Raw genomic sequence first — 23354 nt, 5'->3', positions numbered from 1 at the left:
TAACCTAGCGCCATTCGGTTTGCACTAGGTTAAACATGGGCACCAAATATCATGCAAAAAGCCGCTCAGCGAGCGGCTTTTATGCTGGTTTTAGTCAGTCTTCAAGGTCAGCACTGTGACACTTTCAATGCTGGTCGTTTGCGGGAACATGTCCACTGGCTGAGTCTGGGTGGCTTGGTACCCGAACGCCGCCAAGGCTCTCAAATCGCGCGCCAAGGTGGCGGGATTGCAGGACACGTAAACCATTTTCGGTGGCAATAGGACGCCTACCGCGTCGATGAATTCCTTGGCCAAGCCCTTGCGCGGCGGATCGACCATCAGCACATCCACCGGCAACTGTTGGTCGCGCCAAGTTTGCATCACATCCTCGGCTTTACCAACTGCGAAAGTGGCATTGTCAATGCCATTCAGGCGCGTGTTTTGGCGGGCGTCGGCCACTGCTTCTGGCACGATTTCCACGCCATAAACTTGCTTAGCGTGCTTGGCCATCGCCAGCGAAATCGTCCCAATGCCGGAATAGGCATCAATCACAGTTTCCTTCCCCGTCAAGCCCGCAGCTTCAATCGCCTTGGTGTAAAGCACCTCGGTTTGCTGCGGATTAACTTGATAAAAACTCAGCGGCGAAATCTGGAAGGTATTGCCCAGGAGCTGATCGGTCAGATAACTGCGCCCAGCGAGCAGCCGAGTCTTGCGGCCCATAATCACATTGGTCCGCTTATCATTCAAATTCAGCATGATGCTGGTCACTTCAGGGAGTGCCGCCTGAATGCCAGCCACCAAATCATCTTGATGTGGCAAAGCCCAGGTGGTCACCACGAGCACAATCATCATCTCGTGGGAGAAATAGCCACGACGCACCATGATGTGGCGCACTAGGCCAGTGTTGTTGGCCTCATCATACCCGGTTAAACCGTACTGCCGAAGCAGGTCACGCACCACCACCACGGCGGCGTCGATTTTCGGATCCTGAATATAAAAATCTTCCAGGGGCACGAGGTCATGACTACGGCGCTTGAAAAATCCTGTGGTCGCTTGACCGTTCACCTGGCGCACCGGGATCTGGGCTTTGTTGCGATAGCCCTTCGGATCGGCCATGCCTAACGTTGGCAACACTGGCACCGCCAGATTCTGTTTTTGATACAACTCTTCAATTTGATGTTGCTTGAACTTGAGCTGCGCTGGGTAAGCCAAATGCTGTAGCGGCGCGATTCCGGTTTGGGTGTAGGCTTTGTCCACCGGTACTTGCCGGTCTGGTGAGACTTTGAGCAGCTTCACCAGCTTGGCAAAGCCGTATTGCTTTTCCACCTTCAGCACATGGACCTGCACTTCTTCGCCAGGGAGCGCGTTTTCGATAAACAGCGGGAAGCCGTCGACTTTGGCCACCCCCATCCCCTCATACGTTAAATCTGCGATGGTGACGGTGAGTTCTTGATTTTTGACCACTGGTGCTTTAGCCACAGGGCACTCCTTTCGCCGCAATGCGGCAGACGCGAAAATAACTCCACCCACTTTACCAGAGAACGCCGTGGGATACAACCGCACCAAAACGCCCGCCGGCAGATGCCAAGCGGGCGCAGTGATTATTCTCCCTTAGCGATTTTACCATCGCCATTAATGTCTTGATGAGAAATATGTTCGACTTCCTCAACATAATCTTCGGTGACGACATCAGGGTCCAGGTTCTTCTTCGGAATCTCATCCACATTGGCAAAAATCTCCATGTGCTGCTTGAGATTTTTGAAGGTCATCGGGGCATTGCCGCCGAATTCTCCATCCAAGTTGATTTTCATCTCCTGACCATCGGTGCGTTTAGCCACGAGCTTGGAGGTCTTGGTATAGATGATATTGCTATCATCCGTGTGGCGTCCGCCGTTCAGGACCTTGCCAATCAGCACCAGGAAGTCGGCGAAGTTGCCGGTTTTCACCACAATCAGCGAAAACTTGCCATCCCCCATGCTGGAGTCAGGCACAATTTGCTCAAAGCCGCCCACACTATTAGTCATCGCTAGCAGGAACATGCTCGCCGGCCCATCGTACACGCCATCATCGAATTCCAGATGCATTGGCACCGATTGCACTGCTGGCAACATTTCGGCGCCTTTGACGACATAAGCAAAGTAGCCAAAAATCGATTTGAATTCCGATGGCACCTGGTACGTCAGCTCAGTCAGCAAGCCCCCAGCAGCGATGTTCATGAAGTAATGGTCATTGGCTTGGCCAATATCCATGCGCAACGTCTGCCCCTTTAAAATCAGTTTGGCCGCCGCCACCGGATCTTCCCGTGGAATGCGCAGCGCCCGCGCGTAATCGTTCGTGGTCCCCGCCGGAATGATAGCCAGCTTGGGGCGATGCCGATGCGGTGCAATACCGTTGACGACTTCGTTAATCGTCCCATCGCCACCTGCACCAACAATCAGGTCAAAGCCGTCCTTGGTGGCGCGGCTCGCCTCTTTTTTGGCGGAAAATGGTTTTGGGGTCGTCTGAAACGCCGACGCTTCATAACCCGCCTGCTCCATGACGTCTAATATGTCCGCCACATAGCGGCGCATGCCTTCGTTCCCGCTGGTTGGGTTATAAATCAAACGTGCGCGTGGTCGCATGTTCTTGCCTCCTGTTTTGAAATGGGTGGAGAAAAATGAGGGGTGGAAACCAAAATTAGACGGGCGGGCTAAAAGCGGCCACCCTCCGCAGCCTATCTAAGTTGCGCTCCGCGAGGCAACGCCCTAGAAAATAGCTATGCTTCAGGCCTCACCGGCAAAATACGCCGGTAATGCCTGAAGCTAGGCTATTTGTCGGGCTAAGCGCGCCTCGCTCCGCAGCCTATCTTTTTTTAATTTCGCTCATCAAGATCTGGTTGACGACTTTCGGGTTCGCTTTGCCGTGCGTTTGTTTCATGATTTGACCGACTAAGAAGCCGATGGCGCGGTCTTTACCGTTCTTGAAGTCCTCGATACTTTGAGCGTTAGCGTCCAAGATCCCGTCGATAATTGGAGTGAGTTTGGCGGGGTCGGAGAGTTGGACCATGCCTTTTTCTTCAACCCAAGCTTTGGGATCGGTGTCGTTCTTGATGATTTCTTGGAAGACTTTCTTGGCGATTTTACTGGAAATAGTACCGTCTGCAATCAGCTTAATCATTTCAGCCAAGTGCGCTGGCGTCAGGGCCACGTCCTTGAGTTCCAAGTGTTCGGCGTTCAGGTAACCAGAGACCTCGCCCATCAGCCAGTTAGAGGCTTGCTTAGGATCGGCGCCGGCTGCGACGGTGGCTTCAAAGAAGTTGGCCATTTCCATGGTCAAGGTCAAGACGCCGGCGTCATAAGCCGGGATGCCCCATTCGTTGATGTAACGTGCGCGCCGCTTGGCTGGTGCTTCTGGCAGCTTCGCAGTCACGTCATCGATCCAAGCCTGGGAGACGAAGACTGGTGGCAGGTCTGGTTCTGGGAAGTAGCGGTAATCATCTGCACCTTCCTTAACCCGCATCAAAATCGTTTCCTTTTTGGCTGGATCCCAGCGCCGGGTTTCCTGCCGCACCTGACCACCTGCCATCAGCACCTGAACTTGGCGCTTTTGTTCAAAGGCCAGGCCGTCACGCACGTGGTTAAAGGAGTTCAGGTTCTTGATTTCGGTTTTGACCCCAAACCCGGTGGCGCCAATGGGCCGCACCGACAAGTTGGTGTCCACCCGCATGGAGCCTTCTTCCATCTTCACGTCGGAAGCGCCGGTGAACTGCACGATTTGGCGTAGCTGTTCCAGATACTGGTAGGCTTCTTCGGGGCTGGCAATATCGGGTTCAGACACAATTTCAACCAGCGGGGTGCCTTGCCGGTTCAAATCGACGTATGAATAACCGTCGTCTTCGTGCTGATTTTTACCGGCGTCTTCTTCGACGTGAAGTTCGTGAATGCCGATTTTTTTCTTCTTACCATCAACTTCGATTTCAATCCAGCCGTTGGTGGCCAGTGGGGTTTCACTTTGGGTAATCTGGTAGGCCTTCGGGTTATCAGGATAGAAATAGTTCTTCCGGTCAAAATGGGTGTGCCGGGTGATGTCAGCATGCAACGCAATGGCAACCATCATGCCGTAGCTGTACGCGCCTTTGTTGACGGTTGGCAGCGTCCCTGGGAAGCCCCAATCGATGACGTTGGTATTGATGTTGGGTTCAGCACCGTAAGACACCGGCGTTGGGGAGTACATTTTGGAATTGGTTTTCAGCTCAACGTGGACCTCAAGCCCAATGGTGGTTTCAAAATTCATTAGTTCGCACCTCCCGGGATTTGGTCAACATAGTCATTTGCCTGCTCAAAGGCATCCCCCGCTTGCAGTAAGGTTGCTTCATCGAACTGCTTGCCAATCAGCTGCAGCCCCACTGGCATGCCATCCACAAAGCCAGCCGGTACGGAAACCGCTGGTAAACCGGCCAAGTTGACCGGAATGGTCAGGATATCATTCATATACATGGTCAAAGGATCAGTGACTTTTTCGCCAATCTTGAAGGCTGGCGTTGGCGTCGTTGGGGCAATGATGAAGTCATAGTCGGCAAAGACCTGATCAAAGTCGCGAGAAATCAACGTCCGCACTTGCGCCGCCTTTTTGAAGTAGGCGTCGTAGAACCCAGCGGACAGGCTGAAGGTCCCCAGCATGATACGGCGCTTCACTTCAGGGCCGAAGCCTTCGGAGCGCGACCGCACATAAACATCTTCCAGGTTCTTCACATCTTCTGCGCGGAAGCCATACCGAATCCCATCGAAGCGCTGCAAATTCGAGGAGGCTTCAGAGCTGGCAATAATGTAGTAGGCAGCCACGGCATACTTGGTATGCGGTAGCGAGACGGTTTCAACAGTCGCACCCAGCGCGCGGAATTGATCAGCGGCTTTTTGCACTTGCGCGGCCACCGCCGGATCGACCCCTTCGCCAAGGTATTCACTCGGCAGACCAATCTTCATGCCTTTGATGGATTGGCCCAACTTGGCCGCGTAATCCGGCACTGGGATATCGGCGGTGGTGGCATCTTTGTCATCATGGCCCGCAATCACATTTAGGGTCAACGCGGCGTCCTTCACCGTGCGAGTCAACGAACCCACCACGTCCAGGCTAGAGGCAAAGGCAATCACACCCCAGCGGGAAACTCGGCCATAAGTTGGCTTGAGCCCGACAATGCCGTTAAAGGCCGCTGGCTGACGAATTGAACCGCCAGTATCGGTCCCTAACGCCATCGGCACTTGACCTGACGCTACGGCCGCCGCGGAGCCGCCTGAGGAACCACCAGGCACGCGGGTGTAATCCCAAGCGTTTTTGGTGGTTTGGAAGGCGGAGTTTTCCGTCGATGATCCCATGGCGAATTCGTCCAGGTTCAGCTTACCCGCTGTAATCGCGCCGGCAGCATGCAACTTGTCCACTACCGTTGCGTTGTAGATCGGCATAAAGTTGCCCAAAATCTTGGACGCTGCGGTAGTTTTGAGGTCTTTGGTGACAATATTGTCTTTAATGCCTACTGGTACGCCAGCAAAAGGCTGGTCAGCGGGGATGCCTGCTTCATCGATTGCAGCGGCTTGCTTCGTGGCGGCTTCCTGGTTCAAAGTCAAAAAGGCTTGCACGTCAGCGTCTACTTGCTCAATGTTGGCATAAGTTGCCTTTAGTAGGCTGCTAGCCGTTTGGCTACCATTGACCAGTGCTTCATGCACTGAGGTGAGATCTTGCTTCAAATAAGTCACGCTTAGTCGTCCTCCTTGTCAATGATTGATGGCACTTGGATTAAGGTCCCCTTCTTGGTTGGGACATTTTCCAGCAAGTCGGCGATCTTGGTGTCGTTGTGCGCCACATCTTCGCGCATCACATTTTCAAGGTGGATGCTTTGCGTCGTCACTGGCACGTCAGTCGTATCAACGGTTTCCAGCTGCGCGACCATGTTCAAAATCTCATCCAGCTGATTGGTGTATTGCTGCAATTCATCGTCGGTAAAAGCCAACTTGGCCAGTCCGGCAACATGGGCAACACTCTCTTTTGAAATCATGTTCTCCCTACCTTCTTCTGTGCGATTTTAACGCACAATTATTCAACTTAGTTTACCATACCCACCGGCAGTGCGGGCACGCCGGCCGGGATTTATGGCCAGGCCAACAAAAAAACCAGGTCGCCCTGGCTCTTTGCTTAGTAGCTACCAAAGACATGGGTGTAAAAGTCTTTGCTGCTGCTTTCCCGCGAGACAAACGCCTGGATGCCTTGGGTGGATTGAATCGTAATTTCGATTTTGACTCCGCTTGGCAGATACTTGCTAGCGGCGTTCGCCACGTATTGGGTGAAGCTGTTGAGCTCTGTGGCCCCATAGAACTGGGTGTTAATGGTGATGTTCAGCCCATTCAAAGCGTTATCGCTATAATGCGCCTGCGCTGTCACCCCAGCCAAGGTCGGGAAGAAATTCTCAACATTCGTGGTGAAGTTATCAAAGTCCGTCGAGACGGTTTTGTTGATGGGCTTTTTATTGTCCACCGTCGGCAGCACTTCGTTTTGCTGGTTAACGGGCGTCCAATCCGCCACGTCGGTTCCAGACTTGGAGACCACATAGTCGAAATACGTGCCGCCGACCAGTGAATCCGAGCCAGCAAGCTTGTACAAGGCTATCACGATTGGGGTATCGTTATTGACGCCGCTCATTTTCCGCACCCGCGCCACCACTTTCTTGGCCATGGCTTTGCCCTGCGTCGTCATGTCCGCATCGCTGATGTGAGTGGTATAAGTAGCACCATATTTTTCTTTCTGGTAGTAATCGTCGGCGTTCATCCCCAGGGCAATCGCCACCCCACCCAGGCTCATGTCACTACCAGATTGGGTCATGTAATCCTGCTCCACCATGGTTTCCAGGTATATCGGGTTGCGTTCAGTTTCACCGGTTTTGCCGTTGTCTTTGGGGTTCAGACCTTGGCTGTCGTCGCTTTTACGCGCGAGCCACTTTTTGGCGGTGCTGGTGGAAATCAGCTGGCCTTCCTCGAACACATACTTGGAAGTGGAGAACTGTTTTTTGGCAATGTCCTGCAAGCCATTTTCCATGCTCTTAATGTTGAAACTATTGCCACCTTGTTGATTGGTGGACAGCTGCAACCCGCGGGCACTGGAGGTCTTATAGCGGCCATTCTGAATGACGCCTTCGTACATCCCGGAATCCACCGTGCCGGTGGTGGTGTAGCCTTTGCTGGAGCCGCTGGTACTGCTGCCGCTGCCAGAGTCAAAGCTCAGATTGCCGCAAGCGGCCAAGCTGATGGCGGCGACTAGGATCAAGGCCGCTGTGAGTGCTTTTTTCATGTCAAATGCCTCGCTTTAAAGTTTCGTCAAAAGTTCTTGCTCCACCATTACTGGCACTTGGAGCTTGGTGGCTTTGGCCAGTTTGCTACCAGCCGCCTCGCCTGCCACCAGCAGGTCGGTCTTCTTGGACACGGAGCCAGTGACTTTGGCGCCCAGCGCCTGCAACTTGGTCGTGAGCTCCGGCCGGGAAAATTCACTGAACTTACCGGTGATGACCACCGTCTTGCCCGAGAAAAAGCTGTCGGTGGCCGCCGGCGCCGCGCCGTGGTAAGCCAGATTGACGCCTACCGCCTGGAACGCCGCAATCAGCTCCTGCGCCTGCTCGCGCTGGAAGTAAGTCGTCACACTCTCTGCAATGGTCGGCCCGATACCGGCGATGCCGGCCACGGTTTCGGCATCGGCTTGCATCAAATGATTCAAGTCACCGAAATGGGCGGCCAACAGCTGCGCCGCTTTACCGCCAACATGGCGGATGCCTAAGCCAAATAGTAGCCGTTCCACGGAGTTCTGCCGACTGTTATCAATGGCCTTTAACAAATTATTAATCGACTTTTCTTTGAACTTATCCAGTTGACTCAGGTCGGTGGCGGTCAAATGATACAAATCCGCCACATCTTTGACTAGGTGCTTGGCCTGCAACTGAGCGATGATTTTGGGTCCGAGGCCGTCAATGTTCATCGCATTGCGCGAGGCAAAATGGGTCAGCTGTTCTTGGACCTGCGCCGGGCACATTGGGTTGATGCAGCGTAGCGCCACTTCTTCGTCCAAATGCACCAACGGTTCGCCGCAAGAAGGACAGCTCGTCGGAATCGGCGCCGGCTGACTAGCCGCCGGTCGTTTGCTCAAGACCACCTCCGACACTTCCGGAATGATATCGCCGGCTTTGTGCAGCAGCACCGTATCGCCGATGCGAACATCCTTCTCCGCAATCAAATCGGCATTATGCAAACTGGCCCGCGCCACCGTGGTCCCAGCCAGACTGACCGGATCCATCACCGCCGTGGGAGTCACCACGCCGGTGCGGCCGATGGTCCATTCAATGTCACGCACTACGGTTTCGGCTTGCTCCGGCGGGAACTTGTACGCAATCTCCCACCGTGGCACTTTCACCGTGTTGCCGAGTTGCGCTTGCAGCGGCAAGCTGTTCACCTTCACCACAATGCCGTCGATGCCATAGGGTAAACGGTCACGGTCGGCAGTTTGAGTGGTGATGTAATCATCCATCGCCGCCAAATCCGCGGTGCTCATCGAAGAAGGGTTAGTGGCAAAGCCCAAATCGGCCATGAAGGCAATGGCGTCGTGTTGCGTCGTGATACCGTAGCGTGCTGGCTCGACCAAGGTATACAAGAACGTGGCAAGCTGGCGGTCAGCGGTGACTTTGGCATCCAGCTGGCGCAGGCTCCCCGCCGCCGCGTTCCGGGGATTAGCAAACGGTGCCAGCCCCTCGGCTTCACGCCGGGCGTTGAGTTTGGCAAAGGCGGCTTTGGGCATGTAGCATTCACCGCGCACTTCGATGTCCAAGGGCTGTTTAAGCTGGTGCGGAATATCAGGAATGGTCAGGACATTAGCGGTCACATCTTCCCCGACGTTGCCGTCGCCGCGGGTGGAGCCTTGCACCAGCTTGCCTTGCTCATAGACCAAGGACAGGGACAGACCATCGATTTTCAGCTCCACATTGTAATCAACGGTTTCGCTCACCCCGGCTTCCAGGCGCTCGGCCCAAGCCTGCAGCTCTGCGAGGGAAAAGACATCCCCCATCGACAGCATTGGAATCGGATGCGGCACCTTGGTGAAATCAGGTGAAATGACATCCCCCACGCCTTGGGTGGGCGAGTCACTTTGAATCAAATCGGGAAAAGCCGCTTCAAATTCCTGCAGGCGCCGATAGGTTTGGTCGTACCGCGAATCTTCCACGCTCGGCGCATCATTGGTGTAGTATTCACGCCGCCAGCCGTTCAGCTGTCTGACCAGCTGCGCGACTTCAGTTTGCGCGGCGGCATGCGTGTAGTCGCTGATTGCCTGCTCTGCCATGTTGGGACCTCCTTAATCGGTTTGCTTCACAATCGGGGCAAAGGCGGCCAGTAGCCGCTTCACACCCATGTCTGGGAACGCAATGTCGAGTTCTTGATCATCACCGGTGCCGGAAACTTTGACAACCGTGCCAATGCCCCACTTCTTGTGCACGGCCTTGTCACCCAGCGCCCAAGTGGTTTTACCGGCCGCCGATTGCGGTGCGGCTACCACATGCGCTTTGGTGCCTTGCGGATGGCGGCTGAAGGTTGGCGTGACCGCACGCTGGGTCCGATTCAAGAACGGAATATCGGACTTCGGTGCGGCTTGGCCGGTGGTGGCCAGCAATTCCGGTTCGATTTCGTCAATAAAGCGGCTTTGCGGATTGTTTTGACGCTGACCATACAGCATGCGGGCATAGGCATTACTGATGTACAGCTTATTCTTGGCCCGGGTGATGCCGACATAGGCCAGCCGTCGTTCTTCTTCAATTTCACTTTCGTTCATGGCCGAGCGGCTCAGCGGGAAGAGTCCTTCTTCCATGCCGACCAAAAAGACGACTGGGAATTCTAGGCCTTTGGCAGCGTGCAAGGTCATTAACGTCACTTCTTGGGCGTCTTCTTCGATGTCGTCTTGGTCGGACACCAAGGCCAAATCAGCGATGAAGTCGACGAACAAATCGCTTTGCTCATCTTCGGGTTCGTAGCGAGCGTCGAATTGCTGAGTCACCGACAACAGTTCCTGCAAGTTTTCGATGCGGGTATCCGCCTCAACGGTCCCGGCATTTTTCAGCTGCGGCAGGTAGCCGGTATTATCCAAAATGCCTTCCATCAACTCGGTGACACTGCCACTGGCGCGTTTGTCCGCCAGCTTGGCAATGGTCTCGCCAAAGGCCGCCAAACTCGTCCGCGCCTTGCCGGACACCTGGGAGAGCTCGGCATTTTGCGCCGCTTCCAGCAGCGACCAGCCATTTTGGTTGGCGAAAGCCTGCAGTTTCTCCAGCGAGGTGGCACCAATGCCGCGCTTGGGTTCGTTGACAATGCGGTTGAACGACATGTCATCGTCGGGATTGATCACCAGGCGGAAGTACGCCAATGCATCGCGAATTTCCTTGCGGTCGTAGAATTTATGGCCGCCCACCATTTTGTAGGGAATGTTACTTTTGACGAAGGCTTCTTCAATCGCCCGGGACTGGGCGTTAGTGCGGTACAAAATGGCAAAATCGCCATAGCGCCGGTGGTGATCCGCCATTTCGCCTTCGATGGTTTTGATGACGAAGTACGCCTCATCCAGTTCGCTTTGCGCCCGGTAATAGGTGATCTTGTCGCCGGTTTTATTTTCCGTCCACAGGGTTTTGACCTGGCGCTTTTTGTTGTTTTTGATCACATCATTGGCGGCTTGCAAAATAGTTTTGGTCGAACGGTAATTTTGTTCGAGCATGACCACCTGGGCATCCGGATAATCCTTCTGGAAGTCCAGAATGTTTTGCATGTTCGCCCCGCGCCAGCCGTAGATGCTCTGATCGGCATCCCCGACCACGCACAAGTTGCGATAACCATCGGCCAACATGTGCACCAGCTGGTACTGGGCCTCGTTGGTATCCTGATACTCATCGACATGAATGTATTGGAACTTGCGCTGGTAGAATTCAAGCGTTTCAGGTTCTTGCTTGAACAACAGAATGGTTTGCATGATTAAATCATCGAAATCCAGCGCCTGATCGGACCGTAGCCGTTTCTGATATTCGGCATACACGCTGGCCGTCACTTGTTCGAACGGCGACGCCGCCGCTTTCGCGTAATCTTCTGGCGTCTGCAGGTCATTTTTGGCATTGGAAATCGTACTCAGCAAGGCTTTCGGGTCGTAGCGTTTCGGGTCGAGATTCAAATCAGCCAAAATGTGCTTGACCAACGTCTTTTGCTCTGCCGGGTCAGCGATGGTGAAAGCGCGGTTCATGCCTAATTTCTCAATGTCGCGGCGCAAAATCCGCACGCACAGCGCATGGAAGGTTGAAACCCAGACATCGCGGGCCAGCTCCGGATCCAGCAATTTGCCGACCCGTTCCTTCATTTCTCGCGCCGCTTTGTTGGTGAACGTAATGGCCAAAATGCGCCAGGGATTGATGCCCTTGTCTTCGATCAAATACGCAATGCGATGCGTCAGCACCCGAGTTTTCCCGGAGCCAGCGCCGGCCATGATCAAAAGCGGGCCTTCGGTGGCTAACACCGCCTCGGATTGTTTGTCATTCATGCCTTGCAGTAGGGCTGTTGCCATAATATCGTCCTTTCACCGGTGCATAATCTTGTTTCATTGTACCAGAAACACGCGTTCGATTACAGCCGCTCGGCCGCATAAAAACGGCTTCACACCGGCTTTTGGCCGTGGTGAAGCCGTTTATTTTTTGATGCGTTACAGCCGCTTTTCCCCTTCCAAGGCGCGAATGTCAGTCACATCTTGATTGACCTCTAAGCACCCAAGATAGTCGCCGGCGGGGTTGTGAATGGCGAAGTAGCGAATGTAAAGCATGCGGTCCCGGAAGTGAATCCAGAAATCGGCATGGTCCTCCTTGCCACGATGAAAATCGGCCAAAATTGCTTTGACCTTGTCCACGGACTTCGGCGGGTGGCAGTCCACCACCAAGCGACCAATCACGGCGGTGGTGCGCGGAAAGACCCGGTGGCCGTTGTCTGAGAACCAGCGCACGGTGTCCGTGGCATCGACAAAGGTCAGATCCACTGGCAACAGCCGCAGCACATTGGTGAGCTGGTCGAGATCAAAACTCCCGGTCGGCAGCACCACCCGCGCCGGGTGCATCCCGTCAATCTCCACCCGGCCATCAGAACTGCCAGAGCTAGCGGAACCAAAGGCCACTGGCCCGCGATGGCGCGGCTTTTGAACAGAGATGCGAGGACCTGCGCTCTCGCCTGTCTTGCCTTGGCTGGCTTGCAGCTTGGCCATGACTTCTGGCGGTGCCACTGGCATGGGCACGTCCTGGTGAATTTGACTCAGGATATCACGGTCGCTAGGCTGCGCCGGGCGCTGAGAGCCAAGTTGCTGGCTGGTGGCTAAGGCTTCCGCCTGAGCGTTCAATTCCTGAGCGAGCTTGGACGGCTTGGGCTTTTGCTGGCGCTCTTCTTCAGTTGGCTGCCATGGCAGGGGATCGGGAATCAGGGTGTAGCCAATCGGTCCGCTTTCGGCCTGGATCATCCCCCAATCGCTGGGGGTGAAAACCTCCAGCACCATCGGTAGCATAATTTCTTCTTCCTTGAACACCATCTCATCGACTTCTTTGGCCGCCTTTTCGATGGCGGTTTCCGCTTGGTAGCGGTCAGTGATTGGCGCTGTCACCGCATGCTGGGCGTCTTTGATCCAGTTGCGGATTTCATCATCCACGCCCCACATTACTTTTGGCGGGGCGGTAATGCCGTACTTGGTCATCAACGGAAAAATCAGGTTTTCTTTGCGCTTGTAATGGGCATCAATTTTACTTAAGTCTGCCAAGGCGTTCTGCAACCGCTGCAGCAAAATCGCATCTTCAGTCGGGTCGGTTTTGGCGCCGGCACTGGCTTGCTGAATCCACTTCTTCAGCGTTGGCAGCAGTTCATCGTTCATGAGTGATTCCAGCACCACATTTTCCAGCTTCATCACCTGCACCGGATGGCCCGGAATTTCGGCCATTGGCGTTTTCTGGTTGGTGATTTTTCCGCGGAACACCGCGGCGTGGACATTGCACAGGGTTTGGATTTCCATCGGGTTCAGGCCACTGGCAATCAGCTCGCGCTCGGCGCCAGTGATTTCCGCCACATCCACCCCATCAAAGGTCTCGTCAAAGATTTGCTTGGCAGCTTCAAAGTCGCCGCCTTGGTGCAGCATCTGCAGAATTTCGACTATCTTTTTTTGCCGTTCAACGGCGTTTTTTTCAGTCATGGGCCTCTACCTCAAATCCGGCTTGCGTGAGCGTCTCAATCAACTGGGCCAGCGGAATGTGCTTCATCTTGGCCCCTTTTTCCAGCGTCATGAAGCGGCCCACCGTGTTGAGTAACCCCGGCTGGGTCACCCCGTCCAATCCCATCTGCACCATGATTGGCACGATATCGGGATGAGCCGCCACCAAGTCGTGGACCGGCGTGGTTAAACTAATTTTGGCCATGGGGCAGTGCTCCTTTCAAACTGCGGGCAAAGACCTGCTCAAACTCCGCCACCAATGCATCTGGCGCTACAGGGTGGCCTTCCAAATACGCGTACAAGGCGTGGGTCGTCACCGCATCATACAGCGCGCCATGCGCCAGCAAACTCAGGCCCAGATAATGACGATACCGGGTCAAACTGACTTCTGGAGTGCCGGGCATCGGCCCCACCCGCTTGGCCAGCTGCGCCACATCAATCAGGCGCCCTGCCGTCGGATAAAGGCCAAACTGGCGGCGCAGCACCGGCAAGTCGCCACCATGCATGGAGAAACCTAACAGCACATCGCTGCCGATAAAATCGATAAATTGGCGCGCCGCTTGATCAGCCGGCAGGCCGTAAGTTTTGAGAGTCGCCTCGTGAATGCCGGTAACGCGCTGGGAATACACGTTCAAGCGGTGCTTAGCCGGGACTTTGACGAAGGCGTTGAAGGTGTCAACAATCTGACCGGCGCGCACTTTGACCGCCCCGATTTCGGTGATAAACATCCCTTCGTGGACATTACCGCTGGAGAATTCCAGATCAAAGACGGTGTAATCGCGCACGCTTCCTTCATGGTACAACGTCGGCTGTTCCTGGCGGACAAACGCCGGCCGCTTGGTGCGCGGAAAATGACGCAGTTGCAACGCCTTGGCGCGGTCCAAGACCTCCTGCTGTTGCCCCACGCCGGCGCGGCCATCACGGCTTTTCTCACCCACCACCACTGGCGCCATCGCCGCGCCTTGGAAGCCAGTGGCCCAAGGCTGGGCCATCGGTTCAAAACTCGCTTTGACCCCGGCGGCGGTCAAAAGCTTCTTGGTGCTGCCAGCCACTGGACCGTAAAGTGTCGTCTGGACATTGGGCGCCTCTGGTTCCAAGCGCCATTGGTGCATGACGGCTTGGACCGCGGCAATTTGATTGTAAACCTGGCGCACGGCCGGCCAGTCTGCCACGAGCACTGGCGGTAACGCCGTTGGATCCCGCAGCGACAAGGTATAAGCGTTGAGCAACCGCCGCAGCACCCGGTCGGCTGCTTGCTTGGGCTTGGGGGCGGTGGGCAAACAGGCCATGGCGTTGAGTGCCGGCAAAGCCGGGACGGCGTTGGGCCAAAGACAGGCCAGATTGACCATGAGGCCAGTTGTTTCGTCCCAAGTGGCGGCGGCTTGTTCCGGCGTGCCACCGCTAAAGGCCGCGAGCGCGGTCAGCGCTGCTTGCAGGCCAGATAGCCAATCCTCTTCGGCCAGCGGGGCTTGCACTTTTTTAATGACTGCTGCTTGATTCATTCCTCCACGCTCCATTCAGCTTCAGATTACCCAAAAAAGGGTGCGAGGGCAAGTGCTGGCCGGCCAGGACCGCCTCCACAGAAATGGGCTGGAACGTGGTGGCCAGCGCTTTGAGCCAAGCAAAGCTTGTCTCGAAGTCGCGGCTTGTTCTAAGCCAACCAAATTCGTTGGCTAAGAACAATTTCACCACTGAGCCCATTTCTGTTCCGGCTGTCCTGGCCTACCGTGGTGTTAACCTGCAGGGATTCAGCTCAACGATTTTGGGCGAAATCTCACGGTTCCGGGAGCTTTTTCAATCTTCCTCCTAAATTTCGCCAACCGTTTTTAAGAATCAAAAATCGGCAACGGCACTCGCTTGTGAGAGAACAGTTGCCGATTATTCAGGGTTTAGTCGCCCAAGCCGATGCGGTCGAAGATTTCATCGACGTGCTTCAGGTGGTAATGGTAGTCAAAGGCGTCGTCCAAGGCGGCCGCGCTGAGGCGGTCCGTGACGGCCGGGTCAGCTTCCAGTAAGGTGCGGAAGTCGCGGTGTTCGTCCCAGGCCTGCGCGGTTTTAGGCTGCACGAGGTCATAGGCTTGTTCCCGGCTCATGCCGGTTTCAATTAGCTTGAGCATCACGCGCTGGCTGTAAATCAGGCCATGCGTTTTTTGCATGTTAGCTTTCATGGTGTCTGGGAAGACGTCCAGGTTAGCCAAAATATTGGTGAAGCGATGCAGGATGTAATCCAGCAAACCGGTAGCATCTGGCAGCATCACGCGCTCTGCAGAGCTGTGTGAGATGTCGCGTTCATGCCAAAGCGGCACATCTTCCAAAGCTGGGGTGGCATAGCCGCGGATAATCCGGGCCAAACCTGTGACGTTTTCAGAGCTGATGGGGTTGCGCTTGTGCGGCATGGCGGAGCTGCCTTTTTGGCCGGCGTTGAAGTGTTCTTCCACCTCATGGACTTCGGTACGCTGCAAATGCCGAATTTCTAGGGCAAAGCGTTCCAAGGAGGTGGCAATCAGGCCCAGGGTTTGGATGTAATGCGCGTGCAAGTCCCGCGGCAAGACCTGGGTGGAGATTTCCTGGGCGCGGATGCCGAGGTGTTCGCAAACGTAGGCTTCAACCGCTGGCGGGGTGTTGGCAAAAGTGCCTACCGCGCCGGAAATCTTGCCCGCTTCCACATCTGCCGCGGCATCGTCAAAGCGCTTGGCATTGCGCTTCATTTCGGAGTACCAGGTGGCCAGCACGAGCCCAAAAGTCGTGGGTTCGGCATGGACGCCGTGGGTGCGGCCCATCATCACGGTGTGCTTGAATTCTTTGGCGCGCTGGCCGATCAAATCGGTCAAAGCTTGGATGTCGGCACGCAAGATTTCATCGGCTTGTTTCAACACCGCGCCTTGCGCCGTGTCCACGACATCGGTACTGGTGAGGCCAAAGTGCACCCATTTTTTCTCGGGGCCGAGAGATTCTGACACATTGCGGGTGAAGGCCACCACATCATGGCGCGTCACCGCTTCAATTTCGTGAATGCGATTCACATCAAATTTGGCATTGGCCCGCAAGGCTTTGACGTCAGCGGCAGGGATTTCCCCCAGCTGGGCCCAGGCTTCGGCCGCCAGAATTTCGACTTCCAGCCAATTGCGGTAACGGTTCTCTTCGGTCCACACTTGCGCCATTGCTGGCCGGCTATAACGGTCGATCATGTTACTCCTCCTTATTCAGTGACAAGTGAAAATGGTCAGTCGCGTTCAAGGCTGCTACCGCTTCGGCTGCCGGGTGGAAAATGGTCATGGCGCCGAGCTGAGCGCTGCCCACCGGATAGAACTCAAAGTGCCAATCGGGTTTGATCTGCACCTGGGTCATCGCCGCCGCCTTTTGCGTCGTCGCCAGCGGCACCAGGAACCCTGGCCGCAGCAGCGACACTACCGGCAGTGGCCAGCCGAGCAGCGCCCGTAGATGCATTTCGACCGGACTGATGCCGGCCGTGGTGGCAAGCACCGCGGTGTTGACTTGTGGCGCCGGATAAATCCGCTTCACGTAGAGGCTTTGACTTTCAGTCATAAAGAATTCCACGCCAAACGCCCCGATGTAATCCAGATGCTCCGCAATCAGCTTGGTCACGCGGATCAGCTCCTGCGTCACTTCTGGGCCAGCTGTGGTGGGCACAAACGCCGCCTGCAAGCTGCGGCCATCGACCACCGTTTGCACCGGTGGCATGACCTGCACCGTGTCGCCGCTTTTGGCCGCAGCAACGGCAAACTCGACGGGATGCGCCAGCCAGGCTTCCAGCACGTACGGCCGCTGCTGCAAGAGCTGCTGCGCATTAGCCACATCTTCGGGACCGTTCAACAGCAACTGTTGATCAGCGCCCATATCTTTTTGAATGGGTTTCAAAATTGCCGGGAAGCCGACACTTTCAATCGCCTTGCTGATGTCATTAGTACCCACGACCTGCGCGTAAGGCAAGATATTGATGTTCTGATCGTCCAGGAACACCATTTCCAAATAACGGTCCTGAGTCACCGTTAAAATATCCGTGCCCGACGGCAATTGCGTCTTCGTGGTCAACTCGGCCAAGGCATCCCCATCCACGTTTTCATTCGCGTAAGTCACGATGGTGGACACCGAGGCCAGCCGCGCCAAGGCGTCAGCGTCATCCGCGGCACCCACCAGCGGCATATCCGCTGCGGTCAGTGCAATATCATCTTCACTGGGCGCCAGCACAATGGCGTGCATCCCCAGATTTTTTGCCGTTTGGGCGAGGGCGTAACCCAGCGGCCCCCCGCCAATGATGCCGACCCCGGCACCAGGTTCGATAAATGCAGTCACGGCCTGCCTTCTTTCTGATCGGTTTCATTCAGTCCATCTTGTTCATCTAATTCTGGTTGCGGCTTTTTGGCGTTAAACAACAGGTTCAATCCCACCGCCGAGATGCTAGCCAGCAAAATACCTGACGAGAACAGTAGCTGCAAGGTTTTCGGCAAGAATTGCACGATATCTGGTTGAACCGTCACGCCCAGGCCTAAGCCAATCGAAATCGCCGAGACCAGCAGGTTCTTATCATTGTGGAAATCGACTTGCTGCAGCATGCGAATACCTTGCACCGCCACCATGCCGAACATCACCAGCATCGCCCCGCCTAACACAGGGTTAGGAATAATGGTCGCTAGGGCACCAATCTTCGGCAGCAGCCCCAACAGCACCAAAAACAATGCAGAGAACATCACGGGCTTGCGGGTTTTGATGCCAGATAACTGCACCAGGCCCACGTTCTGGGAAAAGGTGGTGTACGGGAAGGTATTAAAAATTCCGCCTAACAACACCGCTAACCCTTCGGCGCGGTAACCTTTTTTCAGGTCTTGGCTTTCGATTTTGCGGCCAACAACATCCCCTAAGGCGAAGAACACCCCAGTGGACTCCACCATCGAAACCAGTGAAATCAGAATCATCGTCAGAATTGAGCTCCATTCAAAGTGCGGCACCCCGAAGTAAAAGGGCGTCGGCACATGGAACCAGGAAGCTTCAATCACTGGCTGGAAGGAAATCATTCCCATCAGGCCGGCCAACACCGAGCCACCGACCATGCCAATCAAAATGGCAATCGAACGGATGAAACCGCGGCCCCAAACGTTAAAGGCCAAAATCAAGAGCACCGTGAACGCCCCCACGGCCAAGTTGGCCATGCTCCCGTAATCCTTAGCGGCGGTGTTGCCGCCGCCCAGGTTCTGGAACGCCACGGGAATCAGGGACAGGCCAATCACGGTGATCAAGGTCCCGGTCACCAGCGGCGGAAACAGGCGCCGCAATTTGGCGAACAACCCGCTGATCAAAAAGACAAACAACCCGGCGGCGATAATGGCGCCATACATGGTTTGAATGTCGAATTTTTGGCCGATGGCAATCAGCGGCGTTACGGCTTGCACGGCACAACCTAAAACCACTGGCAGGCCGATGCCGAAGAATTTGTTGGCAAAGACTTGCAGCGCCGTGGCCAGGCCACACATGAAAATGTCAATGGAGACCAGATAAGTCATTTGCTCGCTGGAAAAATGCAGCGCCGTCCCAATCAGAATCGGCACCAGCACTGACCCTGAATACATCGCCAGCAGGTGCTGCAAGCCTAGGACCGCCGCTTTCGGGGCGGAAACATCTTGCTGCTTCATTAGGCCTGCTCCTTTTCATCTGGACTAAACACAACTTGGCCATTTTCAAAGGCGGCGATACTGGCCAAAGCCTCCGTGTGGATATGCCGGTCATCCAGCAACTTGCGCCCTTTTTGGAATCGCTTCTCGATCACCACGCCAACGCCTTCTAGAGTGGCGCCAGCCTGTTGAATAATGTCGAGCAAGCCCTCAACCGCCTGACCATTAGCCAAGAAGTCATCAATCACCAGCACATGATCGTCGGCGGTGAGGAACTTTTCCGCAATCGCGATGGTATTAGCGGTTTTCTTGGTGAAGGAATAAACCTCAGCGGTGTACAGATGGTCCTTGAGCGTCAAACTCTTGTGCTTGCGCGCAAAGACCACTGGCTTGTGAAACGCCATCCCAGTCGCCAGCGCCGGCGCAATGCCAGAGCTTTCGACGGTCAAAATCTTCGTGATGGGCACTCCTTGAAACCGACGATAAAATTCCTCGCCCAACGCTGTCATCAAATCCGGATCCACTTGATGATTCAAGAAGCTGTCCACCTTCAGCACATCAGCTCCTAACACTTGACCATCCTGTCTGATTCGGTCTTCAAGAAGTTTCACGTTTACTCCCCATCCTTTTCTGCAATTTAGTTTCACAAAGTTTACCATAAAATCCCGGCAGTCACAATTTGAATTCCGGGGATTATGTGGATTTTCCGTTCGGTAATGAGCATGACCCTAAGGCGGGTTAAGCGCACCGTGAAAGGCTTACGTTAGGCATGGACCGGTATAAACGCGGACAAAATAAAAACCCGATTATTCGGGTTTGCTCAAGTGAAACGTTATTTTCGGTCAAAAATGTGCGGATTATTCGTTATTGGTCATATTGCGTCAAATTATAAGTCTCAATAATCTGAATCAATTTGTTGGCATAGGTGGGATCCGTGGCATAACCTGCAGTTTGCAGCGCCTTGGCGGCTGTCTGGTAATCAGTGGCTTGGCGCACCGGATCATACAAATGGGCATTCCATTTCGTGCCATACACTAGGAGCAAGGCATGGTCTTTAATGGAGGCCTCGTCATTCGCGTAGACCCGAAACCGAGCTTTCACGGTAATCCACTTACCATTCACATATTCTTTCGTGGCTAACTCACGACTGGTGTTTGGATCAGTGCCTTTGACCCCAAACAAGTTATGGTAGTCGCTGGCCAGTGTCGATTGGCCCCAGTCGGATTCCAAAATGGCCTGGGCCAAGGTAATGCTGGCCATGACGGAATACTGGCGCTGCATCTCCTGCGCATAAGGCGCGATGCGTTTAATGAAGACGCGGTGCTCATCAACTGCAGGCTTGCTCGGAGTTTCGGTCAAGGTCAAACGATGACAAGCCACCACGCCAACCGCCACGAAAAACACCGCCAATATTCCTGTAATCATTGCTGGCAAATGCTTCTTGCGGCGTTTTGGCATACTAGTCCTCCGTTTGCGGCGCTGGCAGCTGCTTTTGGGCAAATTCCAGCAGCGTCAGTTGCTTGGTTTGTAGTTGTTTCAGTTCAGGATTGGGCACCACGAAGTCCAGAATATCGGCGAGACCATGGCTACCATAATCAAGGCGAATTTGTAAGTGCGCCTCGGTTTGCCCACTCGCCAAAGTGGTTTTCTTCAACTCGGTTTCGACTTCCGGCGCTTGCAACCAAGCGGTCGCGATGGTCGCTTTAGCCGCCTGGAAGCGCCATGCCGGCCGGCCCCCGTCTTCACTTAAGGTCATCTTTTGCGCCAGCATCCACTCATAGTCGGTGAATAAATAACGTAATTTCTCCCGCTGGTGCGTCGTCAACGCGGCATCGCCAGCGTAAACTTGCGCCACGGGAATCCGCAATTGCTCAGCCAAATAAGCCTGGCCATGGTCGGCGCGCCCTTGCAGGGTCAAAGCCGCTAATTCTAGCAGTGTTTGATCATCCATAAAATCACCTCATGCCTATTGTAGCAGACTCAAGTGGCGCTGGCGTGAGGAAGTGGCTGGTGGCGCTTGATCAGCCCGTAGCGCATACAGGCTAACATACGGCAGAAAAGCCACTCATCCGGCTAAAGGCGGCCTTACTCCGCTGCCTTTCTCTCAATGACTAGCATTCTGGGGCTTAATCGGCTAGGATATAGGAAGATAAGGGGGGCGCATGCGATGAAAAAAATTGGCTTGGTCATTGCTGGGCTACTGCTGTTAGCAGGGTGCTCAACGGCGGTATTTGACCAAAAAACACAATTGAACGATGCGGCCCAAACCATTTTGACTCAGGTCAGCAAGAAGACGACTTTGATGAACGAGCTGGATGCCGATGCTGGCGCTTTTCCATCCACGTTCGAAGCCGCCTATAACAAGGATCCCAATCAAGACTTCAGCAGTGAAGGCCCAGTGGCGGCGCTCATCAGTAAGCGCGAAGCGACTTACAAGGAGCTCGAAGCCAGCCAAAATAAAATCGAGCAAGCTAACACCACGCTGACCAAGATCAACGCGCAAGGTAGCAAGCTTCCGCAGCAGCGGCTGTCGGATGCATTGAACAGCTTGAAGCTCGCTCATCTGGATCATAAAACCTTCGTCACCTACTACGACGAGCTGACCACTGCCGAGACGACCTTTTTCAAAACCGTCAGCAATGACCCCAGTGATCACAAGGCGGTAGAAGCAGCGTTGACCCGCCTGATGCAATACACCAGTTCCTTGAGTCAACAAGCTGAAATCGTGTCGGCTAACCTCGAAACGGTCACCGCCGAAACGAAATCCTTACAAAAAGCCATCGCCAAACTCGATTGATGGTCCAACAAAGCCCCTGAATCCCAGCGATTCAGGGGCTTGTTTTATCTTCTGCGCGCTTGCACGGCGAGCAGGACCCGCCCTAGGATTGGCGTAACGATGCCGGCCATTGCGGCTTCCGCAATGGCATTGATGCCAAAGGCTGCCATCAGTAGTAAGCCTAAGTTGGCGGAGTCGGCGCCGGCCACCACCTGTGTCGCCCGGCTGGCGAAAAAGATCCAGGTGAACCCAATCACGAGTCCAGTGTTGGTGAGCGCCCCGAGAATACCAGCGGCGACGAGTTTGACCGTTGCCCCCAACCCGGTTTTGACCTTAGGCGCAAGCAGATTAAACACCGCTGCCGCGACGATCCCCACCATCACCCGCGGTACAATCGCGATAATTGGATTTTGAAACAGCAACAACGTCATCGGGTCGGTGGCTGACGTGTAGGCTTTGATCAAGCTAATCACACCCCACAAGAGCCCAAGCCCGGCACCGCCTGGGATGCCGAGCAAGACCCCACCCAAGATAACCGTCAAATGAATGGTCGAAATCGCCGGCCACGCGGGAAAAATGCGAATGTAACCCACCATGGGAATGTACGCCTGCAAAATAATCAAGGCCCCGAAGATCCCCATCAAACTGATGGTGCGACTAGAGTGTTTCACCTTACTGCCTCCTTGGCCACCACTGGCCATGATTTTGTTGCTATTGTACAGATTTTTGCCGTAAAAAAAAAGCCTGATGAACCATCAGGCTGAGACTTACGCTTCCAACAACTCCATCAAAGATATTGCTTCCGGCGTTTGCACCCGTTTCAGCAGCGGCATTAAGTATTGCCGTTCCGCCCGCTGGCGCGCTGTGACCGCCTCACCGAAAGAACAGTACGTCCGGTTCAGCACCAGTTGGCCCTTGAAGAACAGACGCGCATTCCATTTGCCAGACTGCTGATCAAAGCTGACGCCAGTGACGCCGCTTTGATTGGTCGAGCGCACCGTCAAGGTCGCATTCAAATTGACGCCTTCCGTGGCGGCAAATTGATTCTTTTGGCCAATTTTGGCTGCGGTCTTCGGGTTTTTGCGAATCGCTTCGCGCATCACTTCCCGCCGGTAGCAACCGCAACTGGTCGTGGCCCCTTTACGAAGCCGGTAACCATCAACAATGGTCCGCTGCCCACAATCACACTGACAAAGCCAGGTGGCATTGCCATTTTTGGCGGCGCCTTCATAGCGCATCACCGTTAAGCGGCCAAATTTTTGGCCAGTAATATCCTTGCGTTTCATCGTAAACACTCCCAAAAAATGATGACGTTCCCCCAGTGAACGATTGTCACCCTTTTCCCAGCGCAAAGCAAGACTATTCGCCAAACATTTCCCCTGATGTATAAAAACGGAAACTGGGAAACGGTGGTATGAAACTAGGTCTAAAATAACACACAGCATTTAATAAATGCAAATAATTTTCATCGTATTCTATATCACAATTAATAAATCCCGAAATACCAGCTTTGCTTGTTTGGCTTTGCACAATTGAAAAGGCGATAAAAAACAGTTCCTCAATTTTCAAGTCAAGTGCAACGATGATAACGAATTCTTGATAGTGGTCTAGGCTGTTACGCCATGCATCGGTAGTAATCGCATGGGCGAAGATAGTTCAGAATACGTCTGGGACGATGGTTCAGTGCGGATTGGACTGCTTGA

The 23354-nt window shown here is 54.5% G+C and carries 21 protein-coding genes; 1 reads left to right on the top strand and 20 read right to left on the bottom strand.

Annotation, left to right across the window (positions count from 1 at the left end; genetic code table 11):
• Positions 1 to 90: 90 nt before the first annotated feature.
• The 17 genes from rlmD to EKM90_RS08155 all read right to left on the bottom strand — a co-directional run bounded on the left by rlmD (position 91) and on the right by EKM90_RS08155 (position 20826).
• Positions 91 to 1458, bottom strand: coding sequence for a 23S rRNA (uracil(1939)-C(5))-methyltransferase RlmD (gene rlmD, locus EKM90_RS08240; RefSeq protein WP_125581559.1), 1368 nt, complete (start codon positions 1456 to 1458; stop codon positions 91 to 93).
• A gap of 122 nt (positions 1459 to 1580) precedes the next feature.
• A complete protein-coding gene (locus tag EKM90_RS08235) occupies positions 1581 to 2600 on the bottom strand; it encodes a diacylglycerol kinase (RefSeq protein WP_125581556.1) in 1020 nt (339 codons plus the stop codon).
• Positions 2601 to 2820: 220 nt separating this feature from the next.
• Complete coding sequence (gene gatB, locus EKM90_RS08230) at positions 2821 to 4251, bottom strand: Asp-tRNA(Asn)/Glu-tRNA(Gln) amidotransferase subunit GatB (protein WP_125581554.1); 1431 nt, start codon at positions 4249 to 4251, stop codon at positions 2821 to 2823.
• Entirely contained in the window at positions 4251 to 5708 is a 1458-nt protein-coding gene (gene gatA, locus EKM90_RS08225; protein ID WP_125581552.1) for an Asp-tRNA(Asn)/Glu-tRNA(Gln) amidotransferase subunit GatA, read from the bottom strand. Before gatA ends, gatB begins: the two co-directional genes overlap by 1 nt.
• Positions 5709 to 5710: 2 nt before the next feature.
• Entirely contained in the window at positions 5711 to 6007 is a 297-nt protein-coding gene (gene gatC / locus EKM90_RS08220) for an Asp-tRNA(Asn)/Glu-tRNA(Gln) amidotransferase subunit GatC (RefSeq protein ID WP_125581550.1), read from the bottom strand.
• A gap of 137 nt (positions 6008 to 6144) precedes the next feature.
• Positions 6145 to 7293, bottom strand: coding sequence for a CamS family sex pheromone protein (locus tag EKM90_RS08215; RefSeq protein WP_125581547.1), 1149 nt, complete (start codon positions 7291 to 7293; stop codon positions 6145 to 6147).
• Between the two features lie 15 nt (positions 7294 to 7308).
• Complete coding sequence (ligA, locus tag EKM90_RS08210) at positions 7309 to 9324, bottom strand: NAD-dependent DNA ligase LigA (protein ID WP_125581545.1); 2016 nt, start codon at positions 9322 to 9324, stop codon at positions 7309 to 7311.
• Between the two features lie 12 nt (positions 9325 to 9336).
• Positions 9337 to 11577 carry a DNA helicase PcrA gene (gene pcrA, locus EKM90_RS08205; RefSeq protein ID WP_404819941.1) on the bottom strand — a complete coding sequence of 747 codons (2241 nt, stop codon included), beginning with the start codon at positions 11575 to 11577 and terminating at the stop codon, positions 9337 to 9339.
• Positions 11578 to 11712: 135 nt separating this feature from the next.
• Positions 11713 to 13230: a DUF438 domain-containing protein gene (locus tag EKM90_RS08200; protein WP_125581541.1), complete on the bottom strand. Its 1518-nt coding sequence runs from the start codon at positions 13228 to 13230 to the stop codon at positions 11713 to 11715.
• Entirely contained in the window at positions 13223 to 13453 is a 231-nt protein-coding gene (locus EKM90_RS08195) for a DUF1858 domain-containing protein (protein ID WP_125581539.1), read from the bottom strand. Before EKM90_RS08195 ends, EKM90_RS08200 begins: the two co-directional genes overlap by 8 nt.
• Positions 13440 to 14750 (bottom strand): 3'-5' exonuclease, encoded by a 1311-nt coding sequence (locus EKM90_RS08190; protein WP_164507917.1) that lies wholly within the window; start codon positions 14748 to 14750, stop codon positions 13440 to 13442. The genes EKM90_RS08195 and EKM90_RS08190 overlap by 14 nt, the downstream gene beginning before the upstream one ends.
• A gap of 387 nt (positions 14751 to 15137) precedes the next feature.
• On the bottom strand, positions 15138 to 16436 hold the full coding sequence (purB, locus tag EKM90_RS08180) for an adenylosuccinate lyase (RefSeq protein WP_125581533.1): 1299 nt from the start codon (positions 16434 to 16436) through the stop codon (positions 15138 to 15140).
• Between the two features lies 1 nt (position 16437).
• Positions 16438 to 17562 (bottom strand): ATP-grasp domain-containing protein, encoded by a 1125-nt coding sequence (locus tag EKM90_RS08175; protein ID WP_125581531.1) that lies wholly within the window; start codon positions 17560 to 17562, stop codon positions 16438 to 16440.
• Complete coding sequence (locus EKM90_RS08170; protein ID WP_125581529.1) at positions 17559 to 18896, bottom strand: nucleobase:cation symporter-2 family protein; 1338 nt, start codon at positions 18894 to 18896, stop codon at positions 17559 to 17561. The genes EKM90_RS08175 and EKM90_RS08170 overlap by 4 nt, the downstream gene beginning before the upstream one ends.
• Positions 18896 to 19486 carry a xanthine phosphoribosyltransferase gene (locus tag EKM90_RS08165; RefSeq protein WP_125581527.1) on the bottom strand — a complete coding sequence of 197 codons (591 nt, stop codon included), beginning with the start codon at positions 19484 to 19486 and terminating at the stop codon, positions 18896 to 18898. The genes EKM90_RS08170 and EKM90_RS08165 overlap by 1 nt, the downstream gene beginning before the upstream one ends.
• Before the next feature lie 253 nt (positions 19487 to 19739).
• Positions 19740 to 20333 carry a glycoside hydrolase family 73 protein gene (locus EKM90_RS08160; protein WP_125581525.1) on the bottom strand — a complete coding sequence of 198 codons (594 nt, stop codon included), beginning with the start codon at positions 20331 to 20333 and terminating at the stop codon, positions 19740 to 19742.
• 1 nt (position 20334) lies between these two features.
• Entirely contained in the window at positions 20335 to 20826 is a 492-nt protein-coding gene (locus EKM90_RS08155) for a hypothetical protein (RefSeq protein ID WP_125581523.1), read from the bottom strand.
• A 216-nt stretch (positions 20827 to 21042) separates the two neighbouring features.
• Between EKM90_RS08155 and EKM90_RS08150 the strand changes: the two genes are divergently transcribed.
• A complete protein-coding gene (locus tag EKM90_RS08150) occupies positions 21043 to 21672 on the top strand; it encodes a hypothetical protein (protein WP_125581521.1) in 630 nt (209 codons plus the stop codon).
• A gap of 44 nt (positions 21673 to 21716) precedes the next feature.
• Here EKM90_RS08150 and EKM90_RS08145 read toward each other — a convergent pair whose 3' ends face one another.
• The 3 genes from EKM90_RS08145 to EKM90_RS12830 all read right to left on the bottom strand — a co-directional run bounded on the left by EKM90_RS08145 (position 21717) and on the right by EKM90_RS12830 (position 23220).
• On the bottom strand, positions 21717 to 22292 hold the full coding sequence (locus EKM90_RS08145; RefSeq protein WP_225422789.1) for an ECF transporter S component: 576 nt from the start codon (positions 22290 to 22292) through the stop codon (positions 21717 to 21719).
• Positions 22293 to 22418: 126 nt separating this feature from the next.
• A complete protein-coding gene (locus tag EKM90_RS08140; protein ID WP_191987472.1) occupies positions 22419 to 22937 on the bottom strand; it encodes an alcohol dehydrogenase in 519 nt (172 codons plus the stop codon).
• Between the two features lie 73 nt (positions 22938 to 23010).
• On the bottom strand, positions 23011 to 23220 hold the full coding sequence (locus EKM90_RS12830) for a hypothetical protein (protein ID WP_164507916.1): 210 nt from the start codon (positions 23218 to 23220) through the stop codon (positions 23011 to 23013).
• Positions 23221 to 23354: the final 134 nt, after the last annotated feature.

Origin of the sequence: Lacticaseibacillus suibinensis (assembly GCF_003946175.1) — a bacterium.
Lineage (GTDB): Bacteria > Bacillota > Bacilli > Lactobacillales > Lactobacillaceae > Lacticaseibacillus > Lacticaseibacillus suibinensis.
This window is presented reverse-complemented; position numbering and strand designations above follow the sequence as displayed.

Excerpts from the sequence above, each read along its gene's own strand:
- gatC (WP_125581550.1), bottom strand. The coding sequence starts at position 6,007 with ATGATTTCAAAAGAGAGTGTTGCCCATGTTGCCGGACTGGCCAAGTTG.
- EKM90_RS08170 (WP_125581529.1), bottom strand. The coding sequence starts at position 18,896 with ATGAAGCAGCAAGATGTTTCCGCCCCGAAAGCGGCGGTCCTAGGCTTG.
- EKM90_RS08155 (WP_125581523.1), bottom strand. The coding sequence starts at position 20,826 with ATGGATGATCAAACACTGCTAGAATTAGCGGCTTTGACCCTGCAAGGG.
- pcrA (WP_404819941.1), bottom strand. The coding sequence starts at position 11,577 with ATGGCAACAGCCCTACTGCAAGGCATGAATGACAAACAATCCGAGGCG.
- EKM90_RS08160 (WP_125581525.1), bottom strand. The coding sequence starts at position 20,333 with ATGCCAAAACGCCGCAAGAAGCATTTGCCAGCAATGATTACAGGAATA.
- EKM90_RS08190 (WP_164507917.1), bottom strand. The coding sequence starts at position 14,750 with ATGAATCAAGCAGCAGTCATTAAAAAAGTGCAAGCCCCGCTGGCCGAA.
- EKM90_RS08200 (WP_125581541.1), bottom strand. The coding sequence starts at position 13,230 with ATGACTGAAAAAAACGCCGTTGAACGGCAAAAAAAGATAGTCGAAATT.
- EKM90_RS08215 (WP_125581547.1), bottom strand. The coding sequence starts at position 7,293 with ATGAAAAAAGCACTCACAGCGGCCTTGATCCTAGTCGCCGCCATCAGC.
- EKM90_RS08150 (WP_125581521.1), top strand. The coding sequence starts at position 21,043 with ATGAAAAAAATTGGCTTGGTCATTGCTGGGCTACTGCTGTTAGCAGGG.
- EKM90_RS08195 (WP_125581539.1), bottom strand. The coding sequence starts at position 13,453 with ATGGCCAAAATTAGTTTAACCACGCCGGTCCACGACTTGGTGGCGGCT.
- ligA (WP_125581545.1), bottom strand. The coding sequence starts at position 9,324 with ATGGCAGAGCAGGCAATCAGCGACTACACGCATGCCGCCGCGCAAACT.
- gatB (WP_125581554.1), bottom strand. The coding sequence starts at position 4,251 with ATGAATTTTGAAACCACCATTGGGCTTGAGGTCCACGTTGAGCTGAAA.
- purB (WP_125581533.1), bottom strand. The coding sequence starts at position 16,436 with ATGATCGACCGTTATAGCCGGCCAGCAATGGCGCAAGTGTGGACCGAA.
- EKM90_RS08145 (WP_225422789.1), bottom strand. The coding sequence starts at position 22,292 with ATGGGGATCTTCGGGGCCTTGATTATTTTGCAGGCGTACATTCCCATG.
- EKM90_RS08140 (WP_191987472.1), bottom strand. The coding sequence starts at position 22,937 with ATGAAACGCAAGGATATTACTGGCCAAAAATTTGGCCGCTTAACGGTG.
- EKM90_RS08235 (WP_125581556.1), bottom strand. The coding sequence starts at position 2,600 with ATGCGACCACGCGCACGTTTGATTTATAACCCAACCAGCGGGAACGAA.